Source organism: Oceanobacillus sp. FSL W7-1309 (assembly GCF_038002145.1).
Classification (GTDB): Bacteria; Bacillota; Bacilli; order Bacillales; family Amphibacillaceae; genus Oceanobacillus; species Oceanobacillus profundus.
Genome location: NZ_JBBOBX010000002.1, coordinates 1,108,168 through 1,120,428, shown reverse-complemented (window position 1 = coordinate 1,120,428; position 12,261 = coordinate 1,108,168). Strand labels below are relative to the sequence as shown.

Annotated in this window: 10 protein-coding genes and 1 other annotated feature; of the genes, 6 read left to right on the top strand and 4 right to left on the bottom strand. The window is 38.6% G+C overall.

What is annotated here, in order from left to right; all coding sequences use genetic code 11:
• Positions 1-98: 98 nt before the first annotated feature.
• From NST46_RS18250 to motP, 3 genes are all read left to right on the top strand, one after another.
• Positions 99-1,172, top strand: a complete 1,074-nt coding sequence (locus tag NST46_RS18250; RefSeq protein ID WP_095307376.1) for a bifunctional 3-deoxy-7-phosphoheptulonate synthase/chorismate mutase — start codon at positions 99-101, stop codon at positions 1,170-1,172.
• 374 nt (positions 1,173-1,546) lie between these two features.
• Positions 1,547-2,548, top strand: a complete 1,002-nt coding sequence (gene ccpA / locus NST46_RS18245) for a catabolite control protein A (protein WP_095307375.1) — start codon at positions 1,547-1,549, stop codon at positions 2,546-2,548.
• A gap of 132 nt (positions 2,549-2,680) precedes the next feature.
• On the top strand, positions 2,681-3,505 hold the full coding sequence (gene motP / locus NST46_RS18240; protein ID WP_341137557.1) for a flagellar motor protein MotP: 825 nt from the start codon (positions 2,681-2,683) through the stop codon (positions 3,503-3,505).
• A gap of 98 nt (positions 3,506-3,603) precedes the next feature.
• Here the strand turns inward: motP and NST46_RS18235 are convergent, their stop codons facing one another.
• The 4 genes from NST46_RS18235 to NST46_RS18220 all read right to left on the bottom strand — a co-directional run bounded on the left by NST46_RS18235 (position 3,604) and on the right by NST46_RS18220 (position 9,154).
• The gene (locus tag NST46_RS18235; RefSeq protein ID WP_303447436.1) at positions 3,604-4,761 is read right to left on the bottom strand and encodes an acetoin utilization protein AcuC; all 1,158 of its coding nucleotides are present in this window, start codon (positions 4,759-4,761) and stop codon (positions 3,604-3,606) included.
• On the bottom strand, positions 4,761-5,408 hold the full coding sequence (locus tag NST46_RS18230) for an acetoin utilization AcuB family protein (RefSeq protein ID WP_095307372.1): 648 nt from the start codon (positions 5,406-5,408) through the stop codon (positions 4,761-4,763). The genes NST46_RS18235 and NST46_RS18230 overlap by 1 nt, the downstream gene beginning before the upstream one ends.
• A gap of 1 nt (position 5,409) precedes the next feature.
• Complete coding sequence (locus NST46_RS18225) at positions 5,410-6,063, bottom strand: GNAT family N-acetyltransferase (protein WP_095307371.1); 654 nt, start codon at positions 6,061-6,063, stop codon at positions 5,410-5,412.
• A gap of 181 nt (positions 6,064-6,244) precedes the next feature.
• Positions 6,245-9,154, bottom strand: a complete 2,910-nt coding sequence (locus NST46_RS18220) for a transglycosylase domain-containing protein (RefSeq protein WP_340001826.1) — start codon at positions 9,152-9,154, stop codon at positions 6,245-6,247.
• A 190-nt stretch (positions 9,155-9,344) separates the two neighbouring features.
• Positions 9,345-9,635, top strand: a binding site (T-box leader).
• 132 nt (positions 9,636-9,767) lie between these two features.
• Here NST46_RS18220 and tyrS point away from each other — a divergent pair.
• The 3 genes from tyrS to NST46_RS18205 all read left to right on the top strand — a co-directional run bounded on the left by tyrS (position 9,768) and on the right by NST46_RS18205 (position 12,221).
• Positions 9,768-11,036 (top strand): tyrosine--tRNA ligase, encoded by a 1,269-nt coding sequence (gene tyrS, locus NST46_RS18215; RefSeq protein WP_340001827.1) that lies wholly within the window; start codon positions 9,768-9,770, stop codon positions 11,034-11,036.
• Between the two features lie 110 nt (positions 11,037-11,146).
• The gene (locus NST46_RS18210) at positions 11,147-11,722 is read left to right on the top strand and encodes a GNAT family N-acetyltransferase (protein ID WP_340001828.1); all 576 of its coding nucleotides are present in this window, start codon (positions 11,147-11,149) and stop codon (positions 11,720-11,722) included.
• A gap of 31 nt (positions 11,723-11,753) precedes the next feature.
• Entirely contained in the window at positions 11,754-12,221 is a 468-nt protein-coding gene (locus NST46_RS18205; protein ID WP_118889040.1) for an SRPBCC family protein, read from the top strand.
• Positions 12,222-12,261 lie beyond the last annotated feature (40 nt).

The following is a 12,261-nucleotide window of genomic DNA, read 5'->3' as shown; positions in this document are numbered from 1 at the left end:
AAGATATCTATTATATTATAAACTTATTGGTGACAAATAAAAGAATTTTAGCTATAATTGTCTCTAATTATTAAAAAATGACTTCAGGGGGACTGGAAATGAGTAATGAAATGGAACAGCTTAGAGTTCAGATGGATGATGTGAATTTAGAAATTTTGGAATTAATAAACCGTCGTGCAGAGATTGTTCAGCAAATCGGTCAGTTGAAAACAAAGCAAAGTATCAAACGATTTGATCCAGTACGTGAAAGAGAAATGTTGGATAAAATTAAGGATAACAATAATGGTCCTTTTCAAAATTCAACACTGGAGCATATTTTTAAAGAAATTTTTAAAGCGAGTTTGGAATTGCAGGAAGATGATCATAGTAAAGCATTACTCGTTTCTCGAAAAAAGAAACCTGAAAATACAGTGATTGACATTAAAGGTGCTAAAGTAGGAAATGGTAACACTAGCTATGTTTTTGGACCGTGTGCAGTTGAAAGCTATGAGCAGGTGGCTGCAGTTGCGGAATCTGTAAAAAGTAAAGGACTTAAATTACTGCGTGGGGGAGCGTTTAAGCCTAGAACTTCACCTTACGATTTCCAAGGACTTGGCGTAGAAGGACTCCAAATTTTAAAACGAGTTGCTGATGAATATGATTTAGCGGTAATTAGTGAGATTGTAAACCCAGCACATATTGAAGAAGCTGTTGATTACATTGATGTGATTCAAATTGGTGCAAGAAACATGCAAAACTTTGAATTATTGAAGGCCGCAGGGGATACAAATAAACCAGTACTATTAAAACGTGGTTTATCGGCAACGATTTCTGAATTCATCAATGCAGCAGAGTACATTATTTCCCGTGGTAATGGGAATATTATTTTATGTGAACGTGGTATCCGAACATACGAAAAAGCAACACGTAACACATTAGATATTTCAGCAGTTCCAATTTTGAAACAAGAAACACATCTTCCGGTAATGGTTGATGTTACACATTCGACAGGAAGACGTGACTTACTACTACCGACTGCGAAGGCAGCACTTGCAATTGGAGCTGATGGTGTTATGGCTGAAGTACATCCAGATCCTGCGGTGGCGTTATCCGACTCTGCACAGCAAATGGACATTCCAACATTCGATATATTCTTTGAAGAGCTTAAAGGTATCGAAAATCGATTGAAATAGATAATAGTAGAAGAAAGGCTGCAATTATGCAGCCTTTCTTTTTTTTTGGAGGAGGTAATGAAAATCCTCCTTTCGTTATAATAATGAGTGCCATTAACATTGTCGACTATCACTGACGCTTATATAATGATATGCTTATGAAGCCGTATGATCGTATAGCATTTTGGGAAATTCATTTTCATAACTTTCACTTCAGTAAGTAATAAAAGTATGCTAGTATTGTTTTTTGTTAAAACTAATAGTGGATGAACTCGCATTTGTGTACATTTTAGGACAATTTCTTGGTTTTTAAGATTTTTTTTGTAATTTTTTTCATCCTAGAGTATTATATAAAGAATAGAAGTCGATTTGTAATATTAGGAGGTAGACTTTAGATGAACATAACGATATATGATGTAGCTCGTGAGGCGAATGTTTCAATGGCTACAGTGTCTCGTGTTGTTAACGGAAACCCGAATGTAAAACCAACAACACGTAAAAAAGTATTAGCAACGATTGAACGATTAGGCTATCGTCCAAATGCAGTGGCTAGAGGATTGGCAAGTAAAAAAACAACTACTGTAGGAGCGATTATTCCAGATATCTCGAATATCTTCTTTTCCGAACTTGCCCGAGGAATTGAAGACATTGCAACGATGTATAAATATAATATTATTTTGAGTAGTTCGGATCAGAACAAAGATAAAGAACTGCAACTCATCAATACGATGCTAGAAAAACAAGTGGACGGAATTTTATTTATGGGAGGCAGCATCGACGAGGATCATATCCAACAATTCAAAACGTCTTCTGTACCAGTTGTACTTGCAGCTACGTATGATCCCGCAGATCAGATTCCTTCAGTAAATATCGATTATGAACTCGCGGCATATGAAGCGACTAAACATTTGATCGATAAAGGACACAAACACCCTGCATTAGTTGCAAGTAATTTAGATTTTGGTGTTAATACATTAAAATATAATGGATACGTTCGTGCGCTCAAGGAAGCTTCTATTGAAATTAATGAAGAATTCATTTACAGAGGCGTTTATGCTTATCAAACGGGATTAGATGCAGTAGAATATTTCGCAAACTTGGATGAAAAACCGACTGCTATATTTGTAACTTATGATGAGCTTGCACTAGGTGTTATTCATGGAGCACAGGACAGGGGATTAGATGTACCAAATGATCTCGAAGTATTTGGCTTTGATAACACAAGACTTGCAACAATGGTGCGACCTACATTGACTACAGTTGTACAACCAACCTATGATATTGGTGCAGTAGCAATGCGTCTGCTTACAAAATATATGAATAAAGAAGAAGTAGAAGATAATAATGTTGTATTACCACATCGACTTGAATTAAGAAACTCAACATTAGAAAAATAATACCGATATAAATAGTAAATTAGATAGATGTTCAAAATGTTACCAACCAATTTGAAGAGCTTATGCTGCGGAAATAGGTAACCTTTTGAACTCTTCTTGTTTTAGTAAAGTAACATAGGGAGCTAAATGAATATGAGAAAACGCGATTTCCTAACTCCAATTGGTATTACTCTAGGTTTTATTATGCTTATGTTAGCAATTATGACGAATAGTGGTACGGAGGGGGTTGCATCGTTTGCTGACATACCTTCCGTATTTATTGTACTCGGTGGCTTAGTTGCTTCCATGCTGGTCACATTCAAAATGGACCAAATTAAATTAACAGGTAAGATCATGAAGGAGGCATTTCATAAAAATGATATGCAGCTTCCTGAACTAATTAAACTATTCGTGCGTCTTTCAGAGCGGGCGAGAAGGGAAGGCATTCTCGCATTGGAAAATGAGCTCGAGGAAGTTGAAGACCCATTTATTAAAAAGGGTATACTGCTTGCGGTAGATGGTATTGATCCAGAGGTTGTTACTGATATTATGAATGCTGAAATTACAGCTTTGGAAGACCGACATTACAAAGGGAGAGTACTTTTTGAAAAGGCAGGGGATTATGCACCTGCATGGGGAATGATTGGAACATTAATCGGTCTTGTTCTCATGCTGAATACGTTAGAGGATCCTGGAACGTTAGGTCCGAGTATGGCAGTAGCGCTCCTTACGACCCTTTATGGAACTGTACTGGCTAATCTGTTTTTCCATCCTATGGCTAGCAAGCTTGAAGCAAAGACAGAGGAAGAGGTTTTTACAAAGCAAATTATTATTGAAGGTATTATTGGTGTTCAATCGGGACAAAATCCGCGAATTTTAGAAGAGAAGCTTAGTGCCTTTCTTTCAAATGAAGCAAAAGAAAGAAAAGATGTTGGGCGTAACGAAAGCTTCGTTGGAGAGCGTATAAATGAAGCGTAAAGAATTGAAAAACAGAATCTGATATCGATTCACGAGGCAAGAAGCTGTCTATAATGGACAGCTTCTTGCCTTACTTATAGGAATCTAATTTTCGATGTCTACCGAATTGGTTTCGTATACTTTAATAGACTTTTTAATAATTGTTCATTTTTCTCTGAGATCTCAGCCTTTCTAGGAATCTCTGGAATAGCTTCTTCACTATCATGCCAGTTGGCTGGTAGCCTGACAGGAGATTCGTTTTGCCACTTCTCTATCCATTGAACTGGAATAGCTCCTGCTGCTGGTTTGCCATGCTTCATCACATTCCATATTTGTGCCCAGGCACGCGGAACAACACGCCACATATCATACCCTCCACCACCAATTGCAATCCATTTTCCATTACAGTACTCGTGTGCCAATTCATGTGCCACGAACGGTATTCGATCATAAATTGCCATTGTGCCACAAAGGTGTGTTAAAGGATCAAAACAATGCGCATCAGCCCCATTCTGGGTCACAATGACATCCGGCTTGAAAAATGCTGCAATTTCTCTTACTGCAGTTTCATAGACATGCAGAAAGGATTCATCCTGTGTAAAGGCATCAATTGGAAGGTTAAAGGAATACCCATGCCCTTCCTTAATACCACGCTCATTCACATTTCCTGTTCCAGGGAAAAGGTATCTTCCTGTTTCATGAATCGAGAAGGTACATACATTTGGATCATCATAGAACGCCCATTGTACGCCATCACCATGGTGGGCATCGGTATCAATATATAACACTCTTAATTTGTATTTTTCACGAATATATTTGATTGCAACTGCACTATCGTTGTAAATGCAAAATCCAGAAGCCTTTCGCTCAAAACCATGATGTAACCCACCTCCAAGATTAAGCACATGATCTTTGTTGCCGCTAATCACTTCATCAACAGCGGTTAATGTACCGCCAACTAAAAAGCTACTTGCCTCATGCATATTTTTAAAAATCGGTGTGTCTTCCGTTCCTAAACCATACTCCTGTCCTGCTTTTTCGTTTAACCCGCCTCGCCCAGCTCGTTTCACCGCATCGATATAATCATAATCATGAAATAGTGCAAGCTCTTCATCCGTTGCCATCCTTGCAGGAATAATATCCTGATTTGTTAAAGCACCACTCAATTCCAATAATTCCTTCGCTAATTGCACCCTTTTGTGGTTAAAGGGGTGATCTTTATGAAAATGATAGGTAAGATAATCATTGGAAAAGACAAAGGCCGAATTGTTTCGCATTATGTCAGCCCAAGCCCATCGTTTGGCCACAGCAATTCATAGCCAGCATTGCGCAAGTCTTGGATAATAGGCATTGGATTCATTGTCTGGATACGGAATACGAGAACTTTATAATCTAAATCACTTTTATACGGATAAACTAAGACCGAGGCAATATTCGTTTTTCTTTTTCCGAAAATAGCTGTAACTTCAGGCAGAATTCCAGGTCTGTCAGGAACCTTTACTTCAATTAAGGAACTTTGAACATGGGTGCCTGTTAATTGGATCAATGTATAAAGCATGTCTTTTTCTGTAACAACCCCAACTAAACGATTATTACGGACAACTGGAAGACAAGCAATTTCTTTATCATAAAAAATCGAAGCAATTTCTTCGACAAAATCCATTGGATGAATCGTAATCACGGGATGACTCATAATTGTTTGGATTTCATTTTGCAATTCACTGTTATCTGCATCTTTAATAAATGTTGATGGACTAGCATCACGTACATCGCGGTCGGAAACAATTCCAATCACCTGGTTAGCATCATCCACGATGGTAATATGACGGATGCGATGCTTTTCCAGTAGCTCTAATGCGTTTGAAATTGTTGCTCCAGGCTTGAGTGTTACGACTTCCTTTTTCATAACCTCTTCAACATGCATATTATAAACCTTCTCTCATGTCCCGATATTTATTTCGTGCTAAAAAGCGAAGTTTATCGAATTGTTGAATGGACTCCTCGTGAACATTTTTCCCGATTCGAACCATTAAACAGTTTGCTGGGTGAGAAATTATTTCAGGATCGTCTGTCGGTGCAGGAAGCAATCCGCCTGCAGCCATCATTTTCTCCATGATTTTGCGGTAATTCCAAATGCTTAATTTCGTTCCTTCTAAATCCCAGTGCCAATAATATTCAGTAGAGATAATGATATAGTTTTCCATATACTCGTCCATCATGGAAACCTTTAAAAGGTTTGAGGCAACCCTCTCCCCGCGATACGCAGGAATCATTTCAATTGCACCTAATTCTATCAAATCTTCCATATTAAACGTTGACCATCTTTCAAGGGGATCGGGATGTAAGTATGTGACATAGCCGACAATTGTATCTGTTGTTCTGGCAACTATAATTCTTCCCTCTGGAAATTCAGCTATCTCAAGGAGGGCTTCGAATTGTTTTGCTGCAGGCCGGAAAGCGGTCAGTTGTTCATGGAAATAGTACTGGCTTAACTCGGTTGCAGATAATGGTCCTTCAATAATGATGGTTCCTTGAGCGGTCTCGTAAGAAATACTGTGAAAAGTCTTTACATGCTCCATTTGTTCACCACCTGTATTTAATCCGCTTTCATACATCTATTATACAGCATTTCAATTACTATTTTTAGTATTTTGTGAAAGTTTATCGAAAAGAATAGGCTGGCATTTAGAGGCATAGTAGGGGAGGTGGAGTGATAAAAAAAGAGAGAGCTAAAAAGCTCCCTCAAAAATATATCATCCATTAATCATCATCTGATTTGTTTTTATTATTGCTGTCATTTTTTTTATCTTTATTATCCGTTGCTTTTTCATCCTTGTTATCATCGTCTTTATCCTTATTGGATGTATTATCATCCTTTGGTTTGTCACCAACCGTAAATTCAGACGATGCTTTGGATTCATTTCCAGAGTAGTCGATTGCTTTTATCGTATATACAGCATTTTCATCGCCAATATTATATTCGGTTTGACTGGAGTTGCCGACCAGTTTAAAATCTCCGCCGGATGAGTTTGCGCGATAAATACGGTAACCAACAATATCGTTATTATCAGGCTTACTCCAAGTTAGCTTATTACCTGACTTTTTAACTGATGTTGGTGCCCCAGGTGCTTTGCCATCATCTTCGATCGAGCTCCCCGCAGACCCACTAGGAATGCCAATTTTCCTCCACTTCTCTCCATCCTCACCTCTAGGGTACAGGACAGAAAGATCACTGAGTTTATCAAATCCATTTCGTTTTAACCATTCAGGATTAAAGGTAACTCCATTGCCATTCGTAAATTCACTAGGTGTATTGGAACCAGCTTTTACTGATTTTCCATCGACAAGCACTTGGTTTCCAGAAATAAGACTATCATCCTTTTCGGTAGGTACGAATTTTTCATTAAATAAATCAGTTTTTACTAATCCAGCTTTTTCACATAATTCCGATGGAAGCATTCCGGAAATAGAACAGTAGCTACGCTCGACGATTCCACCAGGACGTTCGAATTTATCCTTCGGTGCAACAAGCTCTGGTTTGATATCTGATGCTGCATTAATAAATTCGGACCAAAGCTTCATATTACGCTGGCTATAGTTAAGTGGATAGCTTGGATCATAAACGGATGCTGGAGTCTTATACCCAATCCAAGTACCAAAGGTAACGTTAGGGTTGATGGCAACAAACCAGGCATCCTTATAATCGTTCGATGTTCCGGTTTTACCTGCCCAATCAACTCCACCATGTTTTAATTGTGAGTTCAGGTATGCCCCGGTACCTGATGTAATGACATCGCGCATCATATCAAGTGTTAAATAACTTGTTTGAGGCGTAAACACTTCTACCGGATCGGATTTATGTTCATATAGGATATCTCCATCTTTTGATACGATTTTTTCGATCATATAACCGTCCGAAAAATTACCGTTATTACCAAGTGTACTAAATGCATTGATATTTTCTTCTACGGTTACACCTCGATCCATTCCTCCTAAGGAAAGGGAAGGTTGGACGTAATCACCGGATGTTAATGTAGTGATCCCCATTTTCTCTAAATATTCTTTAGCAGGATTGTCCTGAATTATTTTCATATACGTATCCACTGCTGGGATGTTGTAAGAACCAGCTAATGCTCTCCGTGCAGAAACCATTCCATAGCTGGCGTTACCATAGTTGCTTACTTCATACGGTGCGCCTCCAGGGTTTGGGAATGTTCTTGGGTAATCCGCTATCGGAGTTCCAGGTTGGACGGCACCTTTTTCAAGTGCTGGTGCATAATCCAGTATAGGCTTGATCGTACTTCCGTTCGAACGGACTGCACGAGTAGCATAGTTATAATGATTATCTAAGCTTGGAGCACGATTACCAAAGAAGCTAATAATTCTGCCTGAATTGTTTTCAATCATCATTCCGGCAGCCTGTACTTCCTCTGTCCAGCTCGTTGTTTCACCCGTTTCATCATCCGTTACTGTAAACGTATGATCGCGCCCATAGTGCTCATAATTTTTACCGATTTCCTGGAAAGCATCGTAAATTTCTTTGTCAATTGTGGAATGAATTTCATAACCGTTATTTCTTAGCGCACGTGATGCAAGCTCTTCATATTCCTTGTTTAAAGCTTCATTTTTATTAAGATCCCCTGATGTATACCCATCTTCTTCAGCGAGAATTTTTTTAATGAGCTTGGTCGCTCTTTCCTCAATTTCAAAGGTTAATACTGGATATGTTTCCCTTGGAGATGGACTTTTTTCAGAGAAATCTGCGACAATATCATATTCTAATGCTTCTTCGTATTCTTCCTTTGTAATGTACTCCATATCATACATGCGATTAAGTACTGTTTTCATTCGGTTTATTCCTGGTTGGATACCTGCTTCATCCTTTAGACCACCACTATTGACAAACGGTGTGTAGGATGAAGGGCTTTGGGGTAGTCCAGCGAGATATGCGGCCTGAGGAAGATTAACTTCATCAGCATCAATACCAAAAATCCCCTTTGAAGCTGTTTGAACACCAGCAATATTTCTGCCTGAAGCATCCCTGCCATACGGCACAATGTTTAAGTAGGCTTCCAGAATCTCCTCTTTTTCAAAAAATCTTTCTAAGCGCAGCGCGAGCAACATTTCAACTGCTTTTCTTTCAAAAGAAACCTCATCAGTAAGAATTTGGTTTTTAATCAATTGCTGTGTTAATGTACTCCCACCAGTTTGGATAGAAGAATTGGTAACTTCCTGAACCATTGCACGAAGAATTGCCTTTGGTACAATTCCTTTATGCTCATTAAAATATTCATCTTCTGTAGCAATAACGGCCTGCGTTAAAATTGGTGAAATATTCTCTAATGTTGTTTCTTCACGATGTATATCGGAGTTTATATCACCAAAGTAAACATCATCAGCAAAGTATAGTTTCGATGTTTCTGAGTAATCATAAATATCCTGAGCCATCGTCTCATAGCTACGAATTGGTTCATCCTTTACAAGCGATGCGAAATAGCCCGCTCCAACAGCTCCTGCAAAAATAAATCCAATAAAACCTATAACAAGAACGAATAAAATAACATTCCACACCACATCGTAGGTAACGCGTGATGAACGCTGGATTTTCCCTGTTTTCCATAGGGTCGACAGCTTCTTCTTATATTCGAGCATTTTTTCTTTAAATTCCATTTGTGAACCCCCTAAATTTCATATTTATTATAGCATATGAGTGTTTTTTGTTGTATCGTATTTAGAAATTAAATATTGCAATTGCATTACAGATGTGTTATGAATGTATATAATACATATTGCATGTTCAAGAACAAGGATAAATATGAATTTCTCAATTCTATTTAGCTGCTTGTTGAGCATCTTTTGATATGATGTGATGAAAGATCGCAGTAGCTTAGCAAATCCCTATTAAAGAGAGCTGGCGGAAGGTGCAAGCCAGTATACATTTGCAAGTGAATTACAATCTGGAGCATTTCTTTCGGTAGGAGCAGTGCATCTTTTAAAGAAGGATAAAAAGGCCCAACGAAGAAATTCGAAGTGTCATTTTACCTGACTTTGTACTTCTATACGGAAAGAACGGTGGAGACATCGTTAACAATCCCAAGTGGCTATTTTTTTAGCAACAAGGGTGGTACCGCGTGTTCAGCTCGTCCCTTTTTTTAGGGGCGAGTTTTTTGGTTTGCAGATAAGAAAGTGTGAAACTGCCTTATCTGCATAAGTGAACTAAGGTATTTGCTAAAAGGATTGCAAATGCCAGGTTTTTTAATAAAAAAGTAATGGAGTGTGGAGAATGGACATTTTACAAGATCTTGAAAACCGAGGGCTGGTCCATCAAGTAACGGACCGAGAAGGGCTAGAAAAGCATTTGAAAGAAAACCAAATTACATTATACTGTGGCTTTGACCCAACAGCCGATAGTCTGCATATTGGCCATTTAGTGCCATTAACCATGTTAAAAAGATTCCAACAAGCTGGACATAAGCCGATTGCGCTTGTAGGTGGAGGAACAGGAATGATTGGCGATCCAAGCGGAAGATCCAGTGAACGTTCCTTGAACACGAGCGAGGTTGTCCACGGGTTTACAGAGAAAATCAGAGAGCAAATTAGCAAACTGGTTGATACTGATCAAGGTGATAATCCGGTACAGTCAAGAAATAACCATGACTGGCTTGGCAATATGACAATTATTGATTTTCTGCGGGATGCAGGAAAACATTTTGGAATCAACTACATGCTTGCAAAGGAATCTGTTTCTGCCCGAATTGAACAAGGAATTACATTTACCGAATTCAGCTATATGATTTTGCAGTCGCTTGACTACCTTAAATTGTACGAACAGGAAAATTGTACTTTACAAATTGGCGGTAGTGACCAATGGGGAAATATCACTGCAGGGATGGAACTTATCCGCCGTTCCAGAGAAGATGAAGACGAACAAATAAAAGTATTCGGACTAACAGTACCACTCATTACAAAAGCAGATGGTACAAAATTCGGCAAAACAGCTGGAAACGCGGTATGGTTAGACCCAGAAAAAACGACACCATATGAATTTTACCAGTTCTGGATTAATACAGATGATCGTGATGTTGCTAAATTCTTACGTTATTTCACATTTTTACCTGAGGAAGAAATTGCAGTCCTTGAGCAAGAAGTAGAACAGCATCCGGAAAATCGTGTTGCTCAAAAACGTCTTGCAGAAGAAATGACAAGATCGATTCATGGCGAAGCAGCGCTGAATCAGGCCATTAAGATATCAGCAGCATTATTTAGCGGTGACTTGAAGGAGTTATCCGCAAGTGATATTGAGCAAGGCTTTAAGGATGTACCAACATACGAAGCGGAAAAAGAGGATATTAACTTGGTGGACCTATTAGTGCAAGCTTCCATTTCTTCATCGAAACGCCAAGCAAGAGAAGATATTGGCAATGGAGCTGTATCTATTAATGGCGAACGACAACAAGATGTTAATTATGTGGTAACAGCGGCTGATCGTATTGAAGACCAGTTTACAATCATTCGCCGTGGAAAGAAGAAATATTTTCTTGTGCAATTTTAAAGAGAACGAATACTTGGCACGGATGTAATGACATTCGTGCCTTATTTAATTTAGCTGCTTTAATATTCGAAAAAATCCTTTATAATGAGTAGAACGAATGGAGGGTTTCGATGATTAAAGAAGACACTTATAGTGATTTGCCAAAAATTGAAACAGAACGTCTCATACTTAGAAAAATAACGAAACTAGATGTACCAGATATGTATGCATACTGTTCAGATCCAGAGGTAACAAGATTTGTTACGTGGAACCCGCATCAATCGCTAGCAGATACAGAAGCGTTCGTCGAATTCATCTTAAACAATTATAAAAAGAAAAGTTTAGCACCATGGGGGATGGAATATAAAAAGACAGGAAAGATTATAGGAACGGTTGACCTTGCATCTTGGAACCCAACTCATCAAAGTGCAGAAATTGCATATTGTATCCACCAAGACTACTGGGGATGTGGTTTAACGACAGAAGCGGCTAAGTCAGTCATAGCATTTGGATTTTCCAATATGGATTTAATCCGAATTCAAGCAAGGTGCTTTGTCGCAAATATCGGTTCCGAGCACGTAATGGAAAAGCTCGGAATGACGTTTGAAGGGATTATCCGTAAAGGGATGCTAGTAAAGGGAGAACATGAAGACTTAAAGCTGTATTCGATTTTGAAGGAAGAATTTGAATTAATAGAAATGAATTAGTTTATGAAACGATTCGAGGGAGGAAGTTCATTTGAGTATTCGATTTCAAGTGCATCGGACCATTCATGCATCACAAGAAAAAGTTTATGAAAGCCTGATCGATCTAGATGATGCAAAAGAGTGGATGCAGGGCTTTGGAGGAATTGAGCGATTAGATGAGGGCCCAGTTCAAGAGGGGAGTCAGTGGCTGGAAACAAGAAAAATATTCGGACAAAAAGCGACAGAGCACTTTGAAGTTGTTCAGCTAGTACATCCAGAGAAAATCGTTCTTCGCTGTGATGGCACAAAAGGAACAACAGGGAAGGGAGAGTTTATTTACACGTATAATCTCTTTTCGGAAAACGATATGGATACGGATGTTACGTTATCTGGAGAAATTAATGAACTAACTGGCATGGCGAAATTCTTCGGTAAAATGATGGGTGGTACGTTTAAAAAAGCTTGTGCGAAAGATTTGGATGCGTTGAAACAATATATAGAAAATGGGTTAAATGATTAATGTGAGTCAATGTATGGAAAAAACATGAACCTCGTTATAA

What these genes read in the sequence shown, in the direction of transcription:
- NST46_RS18225 (WP_095307371.1), bottom strand. Translation starts at nt 6,063, where the DNA reads ATGGAGCATGTAAAGACTTTTCACAGTATTTCTTACGAGACCGCTCAA.
- NST46_RS18230 (WP_095307372.1), bottom strand. Translation starts at nt 5,408, where the DNA reads ATGCATGTTGAAGAGGTTATGAAAAAGGAAGTCGTAACACTCAAGCCT.
- motP (WP_341137557.1), top strand. Translation starts at nt 2,681, where the DNA reads ATGAGAAAACGCGATTTCCTAACTCCAATTGGTATTACTCTAGGTTTT.
- tyrS (WP_340001827.1), top strand. Translation starts at nt 9,768, where the DNA reads ATGGACATTTTACAAGATCTTGAAAACCGAGGGCTGGTCCATCAAGTA.
- NST46_RS18210 (WP_340001828.1), top strand. Translation starts at nt 11,147, where the DNA reads ATGATTAAAGAAGACACTTATAGTGATTTGCCAAAAATTGAAACAGAA.
- NST46_RS18250 (WP_095307376.1), top strand. Translation starts at nt 99, where the DNA reads ATGAGTAATGAAATGGAACAGCTTAGAGTTCAGATGGATGATGTGAAT.
- NST46_RS18220 (WP_340001826.1), bottom strand. Translation starts at nt 9,154, where the DNA reads ATGGAATTTAAAGAAAAAATGCTCGAATATAAGAAGAAGCTGTCGACC.
- ccpA (WP_095307375.1), top strand. Translation starts at nt 1,547, where the DNA reads ATGAACATAACGATATATGATGTAGCTCGTGAGGCGAATGTTTCAATG.
- NST46_RS18235 (WP_303447436.1), bottom strand. Translation starts at nt 4,761, where the DNA reads ATGCGAAACAATTCGGCCTTTGTCTTTTCCAATGATTATCTTACCTAT.